Raw genomic sequence first — 15980 nt, 5'->3', positions numbered from 1 at the left:
GCCGTCGGACGGGCGTGCGACTGCCGCGCGATCACCGCGCCGGAATCGGCGCGTACGTCGTCGCGGGCGGAGACGGCCGACGCCGGGCGTTCCCTCGGATCACGTCGGGCATCGACCGCACGCCGGGAACGTCAGGTACGCCTGGCACGCCAGGCACGTCGAAATCACAGCCGTCTGCGTCGCGCAGACAGAGGACGACGCCGACGACGATACGTATCGCCGTCGCCAGCGCGAGGACCGCGCCGACGGCACCCTCCGCGAGTCCGATACCGGCGGCCAGATCCAGCACCGACGGGAGGGCAGGAACGGAGGCCGTCGCCGACACCGTCATCACCGCGCCGGCGGAGCGTGCCGAGTAGCCAGGCAGTTCGATCCCCATTTGAGTATCATCTGGTGTACAACCGAAAGATGAAAAAGATTTTGTCAGCTGTTCAGCAGTGATTGAAAGTTGGTCGCACCTCGTGCGTCGCACCCTCTCGCGACCAAAAACGCGCCTCACGGCCGGTGTGCCGGCTCCCCACGCACCGGGCGAAGATTCTTGTCTGGTCACTGGGAGGTGTCGAACGTGACGGACGACCCCTCCCCCGACGTGGACCCACACATCCAGCGGGCAGCGGTTCGCGACGGCTACGACGAACTGGCGGAGACGTACCGACGCGAACGCGAGTCGCAGGAACTGACCACCGCATCCGTCGTCGAGGCGTTTCTCGACGACTGTTCCGTCGGCGACCGCGTCCTCGACGCCGGATGTGGACAGGGGACGCCCGTATTGCACCAGGTGCCCGACGGAGTCGAGGGCATCGGCATCGACCTCTCGGCGTCGATGCTCGACATCGCCCGCGAGCGAGCAGATGGGCCACTCCTCCGGGGCGATATGACTCGGCTTCCCGTGGCCGCCGACAGCGTCGACGCCGTGACCGCTATCACGTCGACTATCCACGTCCCCGTCGAAGAGCATCCGACAGTGTACGCCGAGTTCGCGCGGGCGCTGTGTCCTGGCGGACGACTCCTCGTGACGGCGGCGACCGGCGACGAGGGGTGGTCGGGCGCGAATCCCGATTGGCTCGACAGCGGCGCACTGATGGCGTGGTCGTTCCCTGGACAACCCGAGACACGCGCACAACTCCGCGACGCCGGGTTTCGGGTGACCGCCGATCGGACGCTCGCAGAGACGGTGTCCGACGACGACGGCGGGAGTTGGGCGCTTTTGACCGCTGTCCTCGACGAGAACTGAGGTGGTGGTGTGACCCGGTCGACTCGCCTGGTTACGCCGTCGCGCCGACGTGCGTGCCGACGCCGTCGACGATGGCATCGACGTCGAACTCGTCGGACTCCTTGTCGAAGACCACGTCGCCGTCGGCGCGGACCTCGAACACGCCGCTGTCGCCGGTCACGAGCGACACCGACTCCACTTCCTGTCCGAACGCCTCGAGGATGGCTGCTTGGACGTCCTGTGCGCGGTCCAGCATTCCACACGGTACGCAGTACTCGATGTCGACAGTCGTCATATGACGTGCCTCGGGGCGCCTGTGACCTAAATCCGACGACCGAGGTCACCGACAGTGGGTGATTTTGCAAACACAATGTAAGGTCGCGGCCCGCGCACAGCCACCTGCCACTCTATACGGGGACGCTCAAACCGGCGGCCGCAATGGCGAAAGCAGCATTCGTAATTCTGGCAGGCACCGAAGGACACGAAGGACTGGGCCGCGTCGTGAACGCTCTGGAGGGCGCACGCGAGTTCGTCGAGAACGACGACGAGGTGGAAGTCATCTTCGACGGCGCGGGCACGCAGTGGCTCGCGGAACTCCCCGAAGCGGACCACCAGTACAACGACCTGTTCGCGGCCGTCGAAGACGAGGTCTCCGTCTGTGACTACTGTGCCACTGCCTTCGACGTCGACGAGGCCGTCGAGGAGGCGGGCATCGAGCGACTCGCGGAGTTCGAGGGACACCCAAGCATCCGCTCGCTAGTGGACGACGACTACCAGATCCTCACGTTCTGAACGGCGAAAAGTCGCGTCAGGCCCCGACCGGCGAGTTTCCACGGGCAGATTCGAGCGTGGCCGCCTCGACGACGAGTGCGTGGGCGTCGTCGTCGAGTGTTTCACCCTCGTATCGAACCCAACGCGACTCCGGGTCGTACGTGACGACACCGACCGCCGCCAGTTTCGGAAGCGTCGTGTGGTGAAGCGTGACCGCTACGGTGCTCTCGTCGAGACGAGGTTCCATCGCGGCCACCGCCGCCGCAACCTCCTCAAGCGTCGCACGCCCGTCGTCGTCGTGGAGGAAGTGAGAGACGACGCGTCTGCACTGCGATTCGGCGAGGGCGGCCAGTAACTGGGTGAGCGATTCCCCACCGTTCGACGGCCGCTTCGCCTCAGACATACGACTACTTGGGCCGGACGACCAATGTGACTGATGCCGGAGTATTCCTGCAATTTATACATCTTCGTCGCTATCGAGGCGTCACACCACGGTGTAGACGATGCTCATCGCCCATTACACGCTGGACCACCCGTTGCTGCGGCAGACGTTTCAGACGGTTCCCGACGCGGAACTCGACTGGGAAGACTCGTTCACGGACGCCGACGGCGAGACGTACATGACTGGCTGGATCGACTGCGACGACGACGACGCCGTCGAGGCGGCGCTTCGAGCGGACCCGTCCGTGTCGGATGCCATCTCCTTGACCGAATCTCGGGGTCGTCGGCTGTATCGCGTCGGATTCAGCCGCCGGGCACAGCGACTGAGCACGCGGGGCGTCATCGCAGAGGTCGGCGGCGTCAACCAACTCATCACTGCCGACGTGCAGGGGTGGCACCTGCGGACGAGGTTCCCCGACCGGGCGGCGTTAGAGCACGTCTACGAATTCTGTGTCGACCACGACATTGGGTTCTCGCTGAACCGACTGTACCAAGAGTCGGAGTTGTTCGACCCGAACGACGCTGGACTCACCGACGCCCAACACGAGACGCTCGTCGCAGCCGCGACGAGCGGGTATCTCGACGTGCCGCGAGCGTCGTCGTTGGCCGACCTCGGTGCGGAACTCGGCGTCTCAGAGAGTGCCGCCTCCGAACGATTCCGTCGCGGCGTTCGACAACTCGTCGAAGCGGTACTCATCGAGTGAACGCGAGAGAGGCATCGCAGCGGCGGCAACGACGATGATCATCGACCGACCGCTATCGAAGTATGTCGACGCCCGGTTGCCACCACAGTAAGCCGACCGTGAGGAGGAACACGAGCGTCGACGGCCCGTACCCGAGGCCGACCACCGCGGCGGCGACGAACCCGCCCCCGCCAACCAGTGACGCGGCCGCACCCACGAGGATTGGGAGCGAACACGACAGACACGAGAACAGGCCGAGGAGTCCCGCGACCCCCGCGCCCGCCGCGTCGACGACCGTACCGTACAGGAGGTACGCCAGCGCCGCGTAGCCAAGCACTTTCGCCGGCATCAACACGGCCGCGGCGACGCCGACGTTCACGATGGGCGCAGGGCCCCATCCCGGCGGGAGGAGGGCGAGGGTGACGCCCGGGGTCGTCCGAGGTGGAGCGACCCCGACGACGCCGCCGAAGACGGCCAGCAGCGCCGCGTAGCCGACGGCGACGACGAGTGCCCGGCGACGGGTGGACTGGTCGCCGGCGGGCGGGCGGTAGCGCGCGAACACGAGCAGTGCAACGTTCACCCACAGCAAGCCGTACAGAGTGAACAGCGGTGAGGAGACGGTGGCGTTCGTGAGCGTGAAGTACGCGAGGACACCCGCGAGTTCCAGATTGACGAGCAGCGTCGCCGCGAGTAGTTCGCCCCGGGAGACGGAGAGGTCGCGACCGGCGACCGACGCGGAAAAGACGTGCGCGCTCATCTCACACCGCCAGCGTGTCGACGACGATGGCGAGGAGGACGACGCCGAGGTAGGCGTTGGAGGCGTGGAACGCACGGAACGCCGCCGACTCGTCGCGTTCGTAGTGGAGGCGGACGATGGTCCACAGGAAGACGCCGCCGACGACGACGCCCGCCAGCGCGTACAGCCAGTCCAGTCGTCCCAATCCGACCATCGCCGCGCCGGCTGCGAGTGTCGCGCCGAAGTACCAGACGATGTGGCGACGGGTCGTCGTCTCCCCGCGCACGACGGGCATCATCGGGAAGCCACCGCGTTCGTAGTCGTCCTTGTACGCGAGGGCGAGGTTGTAGAAGTGTGCGGGCGTCCACAGGAAGATGAGCGCCGCCAGCGCGATGCCCCCGACGCCGAGTTCGCCGGTGACGGCGGCCCAGCCGATGAGCGCCGGGAGCGCGCCAGCCGCGCCGCCGATGACCGTGTTCTGGACGGTGTTCGGCTTCAACACGAGCGTGTAGATGACCGAGTAGAACACGATGGCGACGAGGCCCAGCACCGCCGCGAGGAGGTTCACCCACGCGAACAGGGCCAGCGAGACGACGGTGAGTAGGAGGCCGAACGCGACGGCGTTGCGAACCGAGACCAGGTCGACCGCCAGCGGGCGGTCGCTGGTTCGTTGCATCCGGCGGTCCACGTCGCGTTCGAGGACGTGGTTGAACGTTCCCGACGCGCCAATAGAGAGCGCACCGCCCGCGAGCGTGGCCGCGACGACGGGAACGGAGAGGCCGGGGCCACCGGCGAGCGCCATCGCGGCGCTGGCGACGAGGCACAGCAGCCACATCAGCCGGGGCTTCATCAGCCGGAAGTACGCGGCGGCGGTCAGCCGACCCCGGCGAATCGGGTCCTCGCTCCAGGAGGGAATCGGAGGACGCTCACCCTGTTCGATGGGGTCTGCCGCTGGCTCGGGAGCGCTCGTGGCGGCGGGCCGTTCGTCGGGGTCGCCGGTTCGGTCCTCCAGTTCCCACGCCAGCGCCGCGAGCAGGCCGCCGAAGACGACCAAGCCGCCGACGAGGTGGACCGTAGACAGCGGAATGGCGACGCCGGCAAGCGTCGCGAGCGTCGTCGGCCCGCGCGTCGCGACGAACGCACCCAGTATCGACTCGATGGGGTACAGCAGGAACGAAACGGCGAGAGCGGCCCGAACCCGGCGGGCCGGTCGTGCCCGCCACGCGGCGATGCCCGTCGCTACCACGAGGAGACCGACAGCGAACGCGACGGCTCGATGGCCCAGCGCGACCCACCCAGCCGACGCTGTGGGAAGCGCGAAGCCGTCGCCGCAGGCAGGCCACGCGGTACACGCCGCCGCCGCGTCCGTGACTGTCGTCGTCGCACCGACCACCAGCAACAGGTACACGCCCATCGCGGTGGCCGCGAGCAGTCCCGGAAACCGCTTCGAAGTCACTAGTTCGACATTCGTCCGATCGCATATCAACCCCGCGTTTTCCGGGCTCGACTGTCGCCCTGACGCACCGAAATCGGTCGACACGCTCGGCCACAGTCTCGCTTCGAACCCGGTCTGTACCGGCCGCGTGGGCGGTGGTCTCGTCTGGTGGTTCGAGCGACAACAGTAGGTATTTACGTCGCCTGCGCTAAGCGCGCTTGTAATGAAGGCTACGCGACTGGGGAGCCTGCTGGTCGGGCTCGTCGGGCTACTGTTGTTCGCGGTCCCGGCGGCCGCACAGCCCTCCACGACAGCAGGACTCATCAACGATTTGAACGGTCGACTGCTGTACGTCGCGATCCCGATCACGATCCTCGTCGAGGTCATTCTCATCTACGCCGTCCTGAAGTTCAGGAACAACGACGAGCCGAAACCGACCCGGGAGAATCGGCGTCTCGAGATCACCTGGACGATCGCGACCGCGATCGTTCTGCTGTTTGTCGGTGCCGCCTCCTACGGCGTGTTGGCGAGCCCCGACGTGACCTACACCGGCAGCGAAATCGACGCCGCCGACGGTGACGTGCACGTCGAGACCGTCGCCTACCAGTGGAACTGGCGGATGAACTACCAGACCTCGAACATCACCCAACTCACCGCCAGCGACATCAACACCCGGCTGATCCCGGAAGCCGAGGGAGTTGAAGGACCAGTGATAGTCGTCCCCGAGGGGCAGGACCTCTACTTCACTAGCTCCTCCGAGGACGTCATCCACGGCTTCTCCGTTCCCGCCCTCGGCCTGAAGCAGGACGCAATCCCCGGCCAGCAGAACACGCTCAAGACGGTCGCACAGGAGACCGGCGTCTACCAGGGCTACTGTACTGAGTACTGTGGCGTCGCCCACTCGAAGATGTACTTCACCGTCATCGTCGTCGACCAGTCCACCTACGACCAGTTCGTCGACAACCAGACTGGCGGCGACTCCAGCGGCTCCAGCGACAACAGTAGCGCATCCCTCGCCGCACCGACCGCACTTGGCGCGTAAGGCTGCCACTTTCGTTCTACCCATCTTCCCCGTCGCCGAGTCACGACGCCGCGGCGACGTTTGAAGTCCGTCGCCGGCGTACGACTGTGTATGCGCGACGAGGCTGAGATCAGAGAGCAGTACGAGTTCCTCGCAGAACAGTTGGATGACGAGGAGATGCGCCACGAGAGTATCAGACAGATGTTCACCCACTACAAGCGGGCGCTCGGGTGGGTCCTCGAGGAGGAGTACATCTGAGCGGGAGCGATTCCCCGGTAGTTTTATCCCAATTCCGGCGGTAGAACTACTTGACGCTTCGTCTGGAGGGCCGAAGCGTCAGCGGGGACCGATCCGGGTGGCACGCCGTGGGTGTTTCCGCGGCGTGCCCCCGTTCGTTCTCAGGTCACAGGCACAGATCAGCGAGCGACGCGGCTCTTACTCGATCGACAGTCCGCCGGCGCTCTTACTCGATCGACAGTCCACCGGCGTCGTCAGCGTCAGCGCCCTCGTTCCACTCCAGTTCGAACTCGACGCTCAACTCGGCGGGGCCAGACCCGGTCTCACGCTCGGCTTTCACCTCGAACGTCGCCGACGCGGGCACCTGCATCGTTAGCGAGTCGCCCGCACCCGACAGCGTGAGTTCCCCGTCGGCCTCGAGTTTGTCGGCGACGCTCCGGAGGTGCGCGGCGATTGCGGCGCGGTCTTCGCGAGATTCGGTTTTGAACAGCACTTCTTCGGGCATACCTGATCCACGCTGGCTACGAACAAAAAGTGGTCGGCGACGTGAACTGTGTGCGTATCCCGACCCGATCACAGATGGCACCTCCGTCTGACAGTTTACACACATCGCCACACAGTTCCCGAACTGGCGGACTGGGCCGACGATTTCGGCGCTTCAAGTGCCGACATACTTATTCTCGTCCACTGGCAATTCACACGTAGATATCCCGGATGTACGACTTGACAGGATTCCAACGTGATCTGCTATACGTGATCGCCGGGCGCGATGAGCCACACGGCCTCGCGATCAAAGAGGAACTCGAGGGGTACTACGAGAAGGAGATCCACCACGGTCGCCTCTATCCAAATCTCGACACGTTGGTCGAGAAGGGGCTCATCGAGAAGGGTCGTCACGACCAGCGGACGAACTTCTACACCCTCACCGCACGCGGGGGCCGCGAGATTGACGCCCGCCGCGAGTGGGAGGCTCAGTACGTCGACTTCGAGTGAGCGACTACCGCGGCGACTGCGCCTGCTTATTCGTCTTCTGAGTCGTCGCGCGACGGTCCGTCTCCGCCGTCGGTCTCGGCTGACTCCCCTAGGTCGGCCACCTCTGCTTCGACGTGCGGTTCCAAGTTGGGGTCGGCCTCGGCCGTGAGGTGCGTCGGATCGACCGCGTACGGACGGAGCGGTTCGCCCGCCAGCAGTTCCGGCAACACGATCCGGACGAAGTGCACCACGAGGACGAGCAAGACGGGCATCAGGAAGATGCCGTACCACCCGAACAGCAAGGGACCGAGCGTGTACGCCAGCATCACTGCGCCGACGTGGAGTGACCGCCCGGAGACGTACGGGCGTAACACCAGATCCGGGATGGTGTCGACGACCACAAGCGACGCCACCGCGAACACGAGCACGAACACGAGGCCGCCGGTCACGTCGTTGGCGACCGCGCGAATCGCCATCGCGATGGCGACGGGGACGTACACGAGTTTCATCCCGACGATGGGGATGAGACTGGCGGCACCCGCGAGCAACCCCACGAGTGCGGCCGCCGGAATTGACCCGCCCGTGGGCGCGAACACGTTCAACACCGAGTAGACGATGACGGCGATGGTGCCGGTGACGATTGCGTTGAGGATGTTGCCGAAGAAGATGGACTTCAGGTCGCGGTCGACGGCGAGGCCGTAGGCGTCGACGATGCCGCCCTGGTCGGTGAAGCGGACGAGATACCGTCCAAGTCGACTGCCGTCACGGAGGAGGTAGAACGCGACCGCGAGCATCACGAACAGGTGGATAGCTCCGGTTCCGAGGAACGCGACCGTCCCGGCGGCCTGTCCCACGGAGTCGACTGCACCCGACAGCGTCTCGGCGGTGACGTACTGCTCCCAGTCGAGCGCCGCGAGACTCGCGGGGTCGGTGACCAAATCGAGGTTCGTCTCGGTCAACGGGAGGCGGTCGAGGTAGCCGTTGGCAACGATGTCGAGGTCTTGCACCTGGTTCACGACGATGAGGAGAGCGTAACCGGCGAGCAACAGCGCAGGCAACACCATCGAGAGTAGTGCGACGGCGGCGGCGAGACTCGACTGCGGAATCCGCTTGCGGATCCGGTTGTAGATGGGCCGCGTCGCGTAGTAGATGAAGACGCCGAACACGAACGTTCCGACGAACGAGTAGACGACGAACGTGAGCGCGGCGGCGAGGACCGCACCGACTCCCCACCACGCCGTTCGAGACCAGTCGACGTCGGCGAGGCTCATACGAGTACGGGTTCGCGGACCGACTAAAGCGTATCGCGTAACTGACACCCGGCGGTCGTGTCCACGTCGCTGGGAGCCGACGAACTGTTAACTGTCGTCAGAGTGATATCGTGGCATGCAGGGACTCGGGACCGACCCGTCCGGTGTTTCGTTGCTGTCGGTCCCCGCGGCACGCATCGTGTTAGCCGCGACGCTGGGGCTGTTTATGGGGTTGGAGCGGGAGTGGTCGGAGAAACCCGCGGGCATCCGGACGTTCTCGCTGACGAGCATCGGTGGTGCGGTGTTCGCCGTCATCGCGGCCGACGACTCCTACGGCGAGGCGTTGCTCGCGGTCGGGGGACTGCTCGTGGTGGTGCAAGGCGTCCTCCTCGCGATACAGGGACTTCGCAGCGAAGGCGACCGAGACCCGCTATCGCTGACGACGGCGGTGTCGCTGTTGGCCGCCTACGGCGTCGGTGCGGCGGTCGGCGCTGGCTACGTGTTGGAGGGCGTCGTCGTCGCGTTCGTCTCGTCGGCGCTGTTGGTGTTGAAGCGAGAGCTACATTCGTTTGCAGGTGAACTCAACCGCGCAGAACTTCGATCGATGATCGAGTTCGCAGTGTTGGCGTTCGTCGTGTATCCGCTCTTGCCCGCCGGAGAGCAAGTGGTCTTCGGCGTCCCGTTGGAGGCGCGGGTCGCGTGGCTGATGGTCGTCACCGTCGCCGCCATCGGCATCGTCAACTACGCGGTGGTCCAGACGTACGGCAGTCGAGGAATCGCCGTCACCGCGTTCTTCGGTGGCCTCGCCTCCTCTACCGCGGTCGTCGGGACGATGCTCGACCACGCGAATTCCCGGCCCGAGGCCGCATCGTACGCGGTCGCAGGCGTCCTCCTCGCGGACGCGGCGATGGCCGTGCGCAACCTCGTCATCGCCTTGGCGTTCACCGTCGGCATCAACACGCCCGGACTCCTTCGCATCGCCGCTCCGCTCGGAGCACTCGCACTCACGGCTGTCGGGGTGTCGGCGGTGACGGCGAACTGGCAAGAACCCGTGTCGATGAATCTCGAGTCGCCGTTCTCGCTGCGAAACGCGCTCGGGTTCGGTGCCGTGTTCCTCCTCGTGTTGGCCGTCAGTGCGGTCGCACAGAGCCAGTTTGGGACCGCCGGACTGTACGCCTCTGCGGTCGCCGCCGGCGCGGTGTCGTCTGCCGGCGCGACGACCTCTGCGGTCCTCCTGTACCGCGGTGGGACGGTTGCGGCCGAGGAGGCGACGCTCGCGGTGTTGCTGGCGACGGTCGCAAGCGTCGCGGTGAAGGCGGCGTTCGCGGCCGCCGGACCCCGCCGATTCGCTCGCCGCGTCGCCGCGTTCAGCGTCCTCCTCGTCGTCGTCTCGAGCGTGGTCGCACTCGCTGTGACGCTCGTGTGAGAGAACCACACGCATTGAACCCGTCCCCAACGGACTCCCGGAACGATTGAACCTAACGACAACACGTACCACTGTTTTATAAATTTCCGACCACATCCACGGGTATGAACCGAGACACGGCCGAGGTACGAGTCACGGAGATGCCGGGCACTCGTGCCCGGGAGTGGGCCGAGTACCACCGTGACGTGGCCGCGACGACGACCTACGTCTACGACTTCGTCTGGGACATAACCGAGGACGCGGAGGGGCCGTTCTGCACCGACGTCGACGGCAACGTCCTCCTGGATTTCACCTCGCACGTCGCCGCCGCGCCGTTGGGGTACAACAACCCAAAGATCACCGACCCGATGGAGGCGTTCGATATGGTCGACCCGACCAAGATCGCCGGACAGGACTTCTACGTCTCCGACGGTGCCGAGCCTGGCGAGTCGGACCTCCCCGGTCCCGCCGACCTGATGCACGAACTCGTCGACCGGACGGGGCACTACGGTCTCGACACGGTGTTCCTGTCGAACTCCGGCGCTGAGGCCGTCGAGAACGCCATCAAGATCTGTTACGACGCCTCCGGCGGCGGGAAGTACGGCGTCACCTTCGACGGCGCGTTCCACGGGCGCACGCTCGGTGCGCTCTCGCTGAACCGCTCGAAGTCGGTGTACCGCCGCGACTACCCCGAAATTCCCGGCGTCCACGACGTGCCCTACTGCGACGACCGCGCGTGTTCGCCGGAGACGTGTTCGTGCGGTTTCTTCGTCGACGACGGCGACACCTCCATCCTCCGAGAGAAACTCGACCCGAAGACGGGCCACATCGCCACCGAGAACCTCTCGTACATCATTATGGAGCCGATTCAGGGCGAGGGCGGCTACCGGTTCCCCTCCGACGCGTTTATGCAGGAGGTCGCGGCGCTCGCGGACGAACACGACGTGCCCCTCGTCGCCGACGAGATTCAGTCGGGGATGGGTCGCACCGGCGAGATGTGGGGGTCGGACCACTATCCCATCGAACCGGACGTTATCACCGGCGCGAAGGGAATGCGCGTCGGCGCGACCATCGCCAGCGAAGACACGTTCCCCGACGAGCGCTCGCGCCTCTCGTCGACGTGGGGCGCGGGCGACATCGTTTCTTCGGCGCTGGGCGTGTTCACGCTCCGCGCCATCGACGAGTACGACCTCCTCGAAAACGCCGTCGTCCGCGGTGAGCAGTTCAAAGAGACCGTCCGCGACGCCGCCCTCCCAGGCGTCGCCGACGTGCGCGGGAAGGGCCTGATGCTCGCCGTCGAGTTCGAGTCGAGCGACCGCCGCGACGCGGTGTTGGAGGCGGCGCTCAAGCGCGGCCTCCTCACGCTCGCGTGCGGGTCGAAGGTGATCCGGTTCCTCCCACCGCTGGACGTGACCGAGCGCGAAATCGAGATGGGCGCGACCATCCTGGCCGAGGCGGCACACGACGCCGCCTGACCGGGGTCGATCTGTCGCGGGCTACGGCATCGGTTCTTCGTTGGCCTCGTTCGCTTCCGCGTCTGCCTCCGCGTCCGCCTCTGCTTCGAGTTCGGCGTCGTGCGCCGCTTCCTGTCGTTCGGCCTCGCGGTCCTCGTCTTCTGCGAAGAACTCGAAGGAGAGTTCGTCGCCGCCGAGATACGCCTCCGACTCCAACACCGCCGAGACGGTTCGCCCGAGACCGTCGAGTTCCTCGTCGACGCCGTTCGCACCGCCGTCGGGGAAGCGGTCGCGGTTGTCGTCGGGCACCGTCGGCGCGCGATAGCCCACGTCGCCGCTCGCGGGAACCCAGTAGAAGTCGAACTCCTCGAACAGTCGCAGGTCCCGGACCGTCTCGAACTCCTCTGTCGTCAGGTACGTCGTTTCCGCCCACTCTTCGAATCCGTCGCGCCACGCACCCGCGCGGAGTGCGGTTCGCACTTCGGCACGACGGTAGTCGTCGGTCACTTCCTCGTCGCCGACGTCGACCGCGTCGTACTCGCCGCGGCTCTGTGGCCCACGCAGCGACGGTGACTCGGGTACCTCGACTTCGAGCGCCATACAAGAGGGTCGACTCCTGAAGGCAAGGCCGTTTCCACCGTTCCAGCGAGTGAGAATCCGTCGGCGATAGCCGAGTGCGGCGGCCTGCGGGACCCGAGCGACTACTGTTGGTAGCGCCGTTCGTCGCTCGGTTGCGGCACGTTCGACTGGCCCGTCATCTCGTCGTACGTCATCCCAGACAAGTATTCGTCGTAGGTCACGTCGAACGCCTGCCGGAGGTGGAAGTCGAGGTCGCCCGTCTCGAGCGTGCGCCGGAACAAGGCGTGAATTCCGCGACGGACGAGTTCCTCGCGGTCGGTTCCCAGCGCCGCCGCCAATAGCGCGAGTTCGTGTTTCGTCTCCCGGTCGAGGCCGACACCGAGTTCGTCGTCGAGGTCGCCGTACGCGTCGGTGACTGCCGCGTCGAGGTCGTCGAGTCCCATGTCCGGCGGAAGTGTCGGCGCGGGGATACCCGTTACGCTACGGTGCCGATGGGTCGGGAGTGTCGTCAGGGGCGGGGCCGTCGAACGCGTGCCCACAGTAGTCACAGGTGGGCGCATTCACTTGGACGCGTGACCCACACTCGGGGCAGTTCGTCTTGGCGGGCGTCTCGTCTGCGTCGTCGTCCGCCTTCGCCGCGACGACTACACCGACGACGACGATGCTGACACCGGTGAAGAGCCATCCGGCCGGCCCGAGCGCCAAGAAGAACACGAAGACGACTGGGAGGACGACGACCGCGAGGCCGGCGAACATCGAGAGGAGGACCAAGTCCTGTCGCATACCCGGCGCGAGTCAAGGAGACGGTAAATGCCTTCTCCCGTGGTCCGACGCCACGGCCACCGGACGCGACCCGGCCGAACCGTCAGCGCTTTTCGCCCCGCAGCGATGGATCGGGTAATGAGCGACCACCTCCCCGACGACGCCGACGCCGTGCGGGAGGCGCTGATCGAGTGGTACGAGGACGACCACCGGGACTTCCCGTGGCGACGCACCGACGACCCCTACCGCATCCTCGTCTCGGAGGTGATGAGCCAGCAGACGCAGTTGTCCCGCGTTGAGGAGGCGTACGCCGATTTCCTCGACGAGTGGCCGACCGCCGCGGACCTGGCGGCCGCCGATCGAGGCGCGGTGGTCTCCTTCTGGTCGGGCCACTCGCTAGGGTACAACAACCGCGCGAAGTACCTCCACGAGGCGGCCACGCAAGTCACCGAAGACTACGACGGTCAGTTCCCGGAGTCGCCCGAGGAACTGCAGGAACTGATGGGCGTCGGTCCGTACACCGCCAACGCCGTCGCCTCCTTCGCGTTCAACAACGGCGACGCCGTCGTCGACACGAACGTCAAGCGCGTGCTCCACCGCGCGTTCGGCGTCCCCGACGACGACGCGGCGTTCGCCGAGGCGGCGTCTGACCTGCTGCCCGAGGGCGAGTCGCGCGTGTGGAACAACGCGATTATGGAACTCGGCGGAGTCGCCTGCGGGCAGTCCCCCCGCTGTGACGAGGCGGGGTGTCCGTGGCGCCGCTGGTGTCGCGCCTACGAGACGGGCGACTTCACCGCGCCGGACGTGCCCGAACAGCCGAGTTTCGAGGGGAGTCGCCGACAGTTCCGTGGGCGTGTGGTCCGGGCGCTCGGCAGTCACGACGAACTGGCGCTCGACGAGTTGGGACCGCGCGTCCGCGTCGACTACGCGCCCGACGGCGAGTACGGCCGCGAGTGGCTTCGCGGCCTCGTGACCGACCTCGCGGACGACGGACTCGTCGCCGTCGCAGAGGAGGACGACACCGTGACCGCACGGCTCTCGAAGTGACCAGCGACGCTACTTCCGCGTCGATGCCGCCGCGGAGGGAGTCTCCTCGGCGTCGTCGGCACTCGGCACGAACCGCCTCGTCGCCCAGCGGTTGATGGCCGGCACCAGCCTGACGAGCGGGATGCCGACCCGTGCGCCCCAATCCGCGTAGATGACGCGGTCCGTCGAGCGAATCTGCTTGGCGAGGCCGCGCCCGACGTCGGCGGGGTCGTTCATCGCCGCGGCGGGATAGCCGATTCGGGATGCCGACCGCGTCGCCGCGAGCGACGGATGCATCAGCGTCACGGCGACGTTCTTCGGCGCGAGTTCGAGTCGGAGTGACCGCGCGAGCGCCTCGACCGCACCCTTCGTCGAGGCGTACCCCGAGAGACTAGGGTGGCCGGTGACCCCCGCGCCGGAACTGACGTTGTGGACGATCCCACCACCACGGGCGGTCATATGTGGGAGGACTGCCCGGATGAGGCGGACGTACCCGAAGTAGTTCACCTCGAACTCACGACGGATCTGTTCGAGGCTCGTCTCTTCGAACGGGCCGAACTCGAACACCGCCGCGTTGTTGACGAGGACGTCGATGTGGCCCCACTCGTCGATGACCGCGTCGACCGCGCGTGTCACGTCGGCGTCGACGGTCACGTCGCACTCGTAGACTGCGACTCGGTCGGGACAATCCTCGGCCAGCGGTTCCACGTTCGACCCGTCGACGTCGAGGCAGGCGACGCGATAGCCATCTTCGAGGAGCGTTCGGAGGATGTGGTGGCCGATTCCCTCGTTCGCGCCGGTGACCACGACGACGAGTCCGCTGCCGTCGGGGGCCGGCCCGCCAGGTCGTCGGCGGGCGTCCACGAACGAGGACACCGCACGGGCGAGCATCGGCCTACGGCACCCGGATGTAGCCGTAGCCGTCCGCCTCGCGGCGACTGATCTCACCCATCCCGCTGGAGACGACCTCCACACCGTACACGAGACTGTCTTCGGGGATGTCTCGGGCCGCCAGTGAGTTGCCACAGACACACACCTCGACCGCCGAGGCGTCGGCGTCGGTCGCTTCCGCTGGCGTTCGCGCGAGGAGGCCACGAACCTCGTCGGCGACGGGAGAGTCGGCGCGGGCCGCGGAGACGCCGTCGCCGTTGAGCACGACCACGAGTGCGTCCACGTCGGCGGTGCTGTCGCCGAGCAGATTCGCCGCGTTGGCGAATGCACGTCGCTGGTCGGCGCTCGACTCCGCCGAACAGTGCATCACGATTCGCCTACTGGAGATGCGTCGGTGTGGGCTGTGAACCCACGAGTCGATTCCCAGGAAGCGGAGCGCTCGTCTACCCCTGTCAGGTGTCCGAGACCTGTCGTACGTGACCGAGTGACTGAGACGCCGTCGACCGAAATCCGTTTATCTCCGCTGGACCCCCGCCGTTGTATGCCGACGTGCCAGAACTGTCAGTCGTTCGTGACGGAACGATACGTAAAGGTGTTCGAGCCGGAGGGAGTGACCCAACCCCGCGCCTGCCCACACTGTGAGGACATGGTTCGGCGCGGCAAGACGGTTCGTGCGAAGAAGAACTGACGCCTGAGTGACTGGTCGGGCGGGCGGTAGCCGTCGTTGGGCTACGCCCAGATCGTCTTCTCTTCGGAGTCGTACTCGACGACACCGTAGTCGGCGAGCATCGGGAGGTGGACGTGGTGCAACGCGATCGCGATGCTGCGCCGCTCGGCTTCGTCTGCCGGGTCGACATCCTCTCGGGCAGCGATGGCGGCCGCCAGCGCACGCAGCGTGACCGGGTTCGACCGAATCTCGAACACGTCCAGGGCGTGTCGCCGTCGAGCAGCCGAGAGCAGTCGGTGGCGGGCGCTCTCGTCGAGGTTCGCCGTCGCTGGGTATCTGTCGGCCGAGTCGACGGTTGCCGGGCGGTCGGTCACACCAGAGAGGGTCTCATCTGCGGGCATATCTGTCTGGAACGACGCGCGCACCGTAAGACCGAG

23 protein-coding genes are annotated in these 15980 nt (G+C 66.3%); 10 read left to right on the top strand and 13 right to left on the bottom strand.

Annotated features, from left to right (window positions below; genetic code table 11):
• Positions 1-31: 31 nt before the first annotated feature.
• Positions 32-379, bottom strand: coding sequence for a hypothetical protein (locus P0D77_RS05700; RefSeq protein WP_277555276.1), 348 nt, complete (start codon positions 377-379; stop codon positions 32-34).
• A gap of 186 nt (positions 380-565) precedes the next feature.
• On the opposite strand from P0D77_RS05700, the gene P0D77_RS05695 reads away from it, so the two are divergent.
• On the top strand, positions 566-1234 hold the full coding sequence (locus tag P0D77_RS05695; protein WP_277555274.1) for a class I SAM-dependent methyltransferase: 669 nt from the start codon (positions 566-568) through the stop codon (positions 1232-1234).
• 31 nt (positions 1235-1265) lie between these two features.
• Here the strand turns inward: P0D77_RS05695 and P0D77_RS05690 are convergent, their stop codons facing one another.
• Positions 1266-1508, bottom strand: a complete 243-nt coding sequence (locus P0D77_RS05690; protein ID WP_277555273.1) for an Rdx family protein — start codon at positions 1506-1508, stop codon at positions 1266-1268.
• A gap of 143 nt (positions 1509-1651) precedes the next feature.
• Here P0D77_RS05690 and P0D77_RS05685 point away from each other — a divergent pair, with 143 nt between their 5' ends.
• Positions 1652-2005: a DsrE family protein gene (locus tag P0D77_RS05685; protein WP_277555272.1), complete on the top strand. Its 354-nt coding sequence runs from the start codon at positions 1652-1654 to the stop codon at positions 2003-2005.
• Between the two features lie 16 nt (positions 2006-2021).
• Here P0D77_RS05685 and P0D77_RS05680 read toward each other — a convergent pair whose 3' ends face one another.
• Positions 2022-2387: a DUF7344 domain-containing protein gene (locus P0D77_RS05680; protein WP_277555271.1), complete on the bottom strand. Its 366-nt coding sequence runs from the start codon at positions 2385-2387 to the stop codon at positions 2022-2024.
• A 100-nt stretch (positions 2388-2487) separates the two neighbouring features.
• On the opposite strand from P0D77_RS05680, the gene P0D77_RS05675 reads away from it, so the two are divergent.
• The gene (locus P0D77_RS05675; RefSeq protein ID WP_277555269.1) at positions 2488-3129 is read left to right on the top strand and encodes a helix-turn-helix domain-containing protein; all 642 of its coding nucleotides are present in this window, start codon (positions 2488-2490) and stop codon (positions 3127-3129) included.
• A 52-nt stretch (positions 3130-3181) separates the two neighbouring features.
• On the opposite strand, the gene P0D77_RS05670 is transcribed toward P0D77_RS05675, so the two are convergent.
• Both P0D77_RS05670 and P0D77_RS05665 read right to left on the bottom strand, forming a co-directional pair.
• Complete coding sequence (locus tag P0D77_RS05670; protein ID WP_277555268.1) at positions 3182-3865, bottom strand: DUF7546 family protein; 684 nt, start codon at positions 3863-3865, stop codon at positions 3182-3184.
• A 1-nt stretch (position 3866) separates the two neighbouring features.
• Positions 3867-5258: a heme o synthase gene (locus P0D77_RS05665; protein WP_277555747.1), complete on the bottom strand. Its 1392-nt coding sequence runs from the start codon at positions 5256-5258 to the stop codon at positions 3867-3869.
• Between the two features lie 244 nt (positions 5259-5502).
• On the opposite strand from P0D77_RS05665, the gene coxB reads away from it, so the two are divergent.
• Both coxB and P0D77_RS05655 read left to right on the top strand, forming a co-directional pair.
• On the top strand, positions 5503-6321 hold the full coding sequence (gene coxB / locus P0D77_RS05660; protein WP_277555267.1) for a cytochrome c oxidase subunit II: 819 nt from the start codon (positions 5503-5505) through the stop codon (positions 6319-6321).
• 90 nt (positions 6322-6411) lie between these two features.
• Entirely contained in the window at positions 6412-6558 is a 147-nt protein-coding gene (locus P0D77_RS05655) for a DUF8555 family protein (RefSeq protein ID WP_277555265.1), read from the top strand.
• 205 nt (positions 6559-6763) lie between these two features.
• Here the strand turns inward: P0D77_RS05655 and P0D77_RS05650 are convergent, their stop codons facing one another.
• Positions 6764-7042, bottom strand: a complete 279-nt coding sequence (locus tag P0D77_RS05650) for an amphi-Trp domain-containing protein (protein WP_277555264.1) — start codon at positions 7040-7042, stop codon at positions 6764-6766.
• A 209-nt stretch (positions 7043-7251) separates the two neighbouring features.
• Between P0D77_RS05650 and P0D77_RS05645 the strand changes: the two genes are divergently transcribed.
• Positions 7252-7530 carry a PadR family transcriptional regulator gene (locus P0D77_RS05645; RefSeq protein ID WP_277555263.1) on the top strand — a complete coding sequence of 93 codons (279 nt, stop codon included), beginning with the start codon at positions 7252-7254 and terminating at the stop codon, positions 7528-7530.
• 26 nt (positions 7531-7556) lie between these two features.
• Here P0D77_RS05645 and P0D77_RS05640 read toward each other — a convergent pair whose 3' ends face one another.
• The gene (locus tag P0D77_RS05640) at positions 7557-8780 is read right to left on the bottom strand and encodes an AI-2E family transporter (RefSeq protein ID WP_277555261.1); all 1224 of its coding nucleotides are present in this window, start codon (positions 8778-8780) and stop codon (positions 7557-7559) included.
• Between the two features lie 115 nt (positions 8781-8895).
• Between P0D77_RS05640 and P0D77_RS05635 the strand changes: the two genes are divergently transcribed.
• Positions 8896-10185 carry an MgtC/SapB family protein gene (locus tag P0D77_RS05635; protein ID WP_277555260.1) on the top strand — a complete coding sequence of 430 codons (1290 nt, stop codon included), beginning with the start codon at positions 8896-8898 and terminating at the stop codon, positions 10183-10185.
• Between the two features lie 104 nt (positions 10186-10289).
• Positions 10290-11639, top strand: a complete 1350-nt coding sequence (locus tag P0D77_RS05630; RefSeq protein WP_277555259.1) for a class-III pyridoxal-phosphate-dependent aminotransferase — start codon at positions 10290-10292, stop codon at positions 11637-11639.
• A gap of 21 nt (positions 11640-11660) precedes the next feature.
• Here P0D77_RS05630 and P0D77_RS05625 read toward each other — a convergent pair whose 3' ends face one another.
• The 3 genes from P0D77_RS05625 to P0D77_RS05615 all read right to left on the bottom strand — a co-directional run bounded on the left by P0D77_RS05625 (position 11661) and on the right by P0D77_RS05615 (position 12980).
• A complete protein-coding gene (locus P0D77_RS05625) occupies positions 11661-12218 on the bottom strand; it encodes a DUF7992 family protein (RefSeq protein ID WP_277555258.1) in 558 nt (185 codons plus the stop codon).
• Between the two features lie 101 nt (positions 12219-12319).
• Entirely contained in the window at positions 12320-12640 is a 321-nt protein-coding gene (locus tag P0D77_RS05620; protein ID WP_277555257.1) for a ribbon-helix-helix protein, read from the bottom strand.
• Between the two features lie 37 nt (positions 12641-12677).
• Positions 12678-12980 carry a hypothetical protein gene (locus tag P0D77_RS05615; protein ID WP_277555256.1) on the bottom strand — a complete coding sequence of 101 codons (303 nt, stop codon included), beginning with the start codon at positions 12978-12980 and terminating at the stop codon, positions 12678-12680.
• A 117-nt stretch (positions 12981-13097) separates the two neighbouring features.
• On the opposite strand from P0D77_RS05615, the gene P0D77_RS05610 reads away from it, so the two are divergent.
• Positions 13098-14006, top strand: coding sequence for an HhH-GPD family protein (locus P0D77_RS05610; protein WP_277555255.1), 909 nt, complete (start codon positions 13098-13100; stop codon positions 14004-14006).
• A gap of 9 nt (positions 14007-14015) precedes the next feature.
• Here the strand turns inward: P0D77_RS05610 and P0D77_RS05605 are convergent, their stop codons facing one another.
• Complete coding sequence (locus P0D77_RS05605; protein ID WP_277555253.1) at positions 14016-14876, bottom strand: SDR family NAD(P)-dependent oxidoreductase; 861 nt, start codon at positions 14874-14876, stop codon at positions 14016-14018.
• A 4-nt stretch (positions 14877-14880) separates the two neighbouring features.
• The gene (locus P0D77_RS05600) at positions 14881-15243 is read right to left on the bottom strand and encodes a DsrE family protein (RefSeq protein WP_277555251.1); all 363 of its coding nucleotides are present in this window, start codon (positions 15241-15243) and stop codon (positions 14881-14883) included.
• 174 nt (positions 15244-15417) lie between these two features.
• On the opposite strand from P0D77_RS05600, the gene P0D77_RS17695 reads away from it, so the two are divergent.
• Positions 15418-15564: a DUF7563 family protein gene (locus P0D77_RS17695; protein WP_222608548.1), complete on the top strand. Its 147-nt coding sequence runs from the start codon at positions 15418-15420 to the stop codon at positions 15562-15564.
• Positions 15565-15605: 41 nt separating this feature from the next.
• Here the strand turns inward: P0D77_RS17695 and P0D77_RS05595 are convergent, their stop codons facing one another.
• Complete coding sequence (locus P0D77_RS05595) at positions 15606-15944, bottom strand: DUF7344 domain-containing protein (RefSeq protein ID WP_277555249.1); 339 nt, start codon at positions 15942-15944, stop codon at positions 15606-15608.
• Between the last annotated feature and the right edge of the window lie 36 nt (positions 15945-15980).

The organism is Halobaculum limi, from assembly GCF_029490015.1.
GTDB lineage: Archaea > Halobacteriota > Halobacteria > Halobacteriales > Haloferacaceae > Halobaculum > Halobaculum limi.
The sequence above is the reverse complement of the archived record's forward strand: the minus strand, read 5'-3'. Positions and strand labels throughout refer to the sequence as shown.

Excerpts from the sequence above, each read along its gene's own strand:
- P0D77_RS05700 (WP_277555276.1), bottom strand. The coding sequence starts at position 379 with ATGGGGATCGAACTGCCTGGCTACTCGGCACGCTCCGCCGGCGCGGTG.
- P0D77_RS05690 (WP_277555273.1), bottom strand. The coding sequence starts at position 1,508 with ATGACGACTGTCGACATCGAGTACTGCGTACCGTGTGGAATGCTGGAC.
- P0D77_RS05685 (WP_277555272.1), top strand. The coding sequence starts at position 1,652 with ATGGCGAAAGCAGCATTCGTAATTCTGGCAGGCACCGAAGGACACGAA.
- P0D77_RS05680 (WP_277555271.1), bottom strand. The coding sequence starts at position 2,387 with ATGTCTGAGGCGAAGCGGCCGTCGAACGGTGGGGAATCGCTCACCCAG.
- P0D77_RS05675 (WP_277555269.1), top strand. The coding sequence starts at position 2,488 with ATGCTCATCGCCCATTACACGCTGGACCACCCGTTGCTGCGGCAGACG.
- P0D77_RS05670 (WP_277555268.1), bottom strand. The coding sequence starts at position 3,865 with ATGAGCGCGCACGTCTTTTCCGCGTCGGTCGCCGGTCGCGACCTCTCC.
- P0D77_RS05665 (WP_277555747.1), bottom strand. The coding sequence starts at position 5,258 with ATGGGCGTGTACCTGTTGCTGGTGGTCGGTGCGACGACGACAGTCACG.
- coxB (WP_277555267.1), top strand. The coding sequence starts at position 5,503 with ATGAAGGCTACGCGACTGGGGAGCCTGCTGGTCGGGCTCGTCGGGCTA.
- P0D77_RS05655 (WP_277555265.1), top strand. The coding sequence starts at position 6,412 with ATGCGCGACGAGGCTGAGATCAGAGAGCAGTACGAGTTCCTCGCAGAA.
- P0D77_RS05650 (WP_277555264.1), bottom strand. The coding sequence starts at position 7,042 with ATGCCCGAAGAAGTGCTGTTCAAAACCGAATCTCGCGAAGACCGCGCC.
- P0D77_RS05645 (WP_277555263.1), top strand. The coding sequence starts at position 7,252 with ATGTACGACTTGACAGGATTCCAACGTGATCTGCTATACGTGATCGCC.
- P0D77_RS05640 (WP_277555261.1), bottom strand. The coding sequence starts at position 8,780 with ATGAGCCTCGCCGACGTCGACTGGTCTCGAACGGCGTGGTGGGGAGTC.
- P0D77_RS05635 (WP_277555260.1), top strand. The coding sequence starts at position 8,896 with ATGCAGGGACTCGGGACCGACCCGTCCGGTGTTTCGTTGCTGTCGGTC.
- P0D77_RS05630 (WP_277555259.1), top strand. The coding sequence starts at position 10,290 with ATGAACCGAGACACGGCCGAGGTACGAGTCACGGAGATGCCGGGCACT.
- P0D77_RS05625 (WP_277555258.1), bottom strand. The coding sequence starts at position 12,218 with ATGGCGCTCGAAGTCGAGGTACCCGAGTCACCGTCGCTGCGTGGGCCA.
- P0D77_RS05620 (WP_277555257.1), bottom strand. The coding sequence starts at position 12,640 with ATGGGACTCGACGACCTCGACGCGGCAGTCACCGACGCGTACGGCGAC.
- P0D77_RS05615 (WP_277555256.1), bottom strand. The coding sequence starts at position 12,980 with ATGCGACAGGACTTGGTCCTCCTCTCGATGTTCGCCGGCCTCGCGGTC.
- P0D77_RS05610 (WP_277555255.1), top strand. The coding sequence starts at position 13,098 with ATGAGCGACCACCTCCCCGACGACGCCGACGCCGTGCGGGAGGCGCTG.
- P0D77_RS05605 (WP_277555253.1), bottom strand. The coding sequence starts at position 14,876 with ATGCTCGCCCGTGCGGTGTCCTCGTTCGTGGACGCCCGCCGACGACCT.
- P0D77_RS05600 (WP_277555251.1), bottom strand. The coding sequence starts at position 15,243 with ATGCACTGTTCGGCGGAGTCGAGCGCCGACCAGCGACGTGCATTCGCC.
- P0D77_RS17695 (WP_222608548.1), top strand. The coding sequence starts at position 15,418 with ATGCCGACGTGCCAGAACTGTCAGTCGTTCGTGACGGAACGATACGTA.
- P0D77_RS05595 (WP_277555249.1), bottom strand. The coding sequence starts at position 15,944 with ATGCCCGCAGATGAGACCCTCTCTGGTGTGACCGACCGCCCGGCAACC.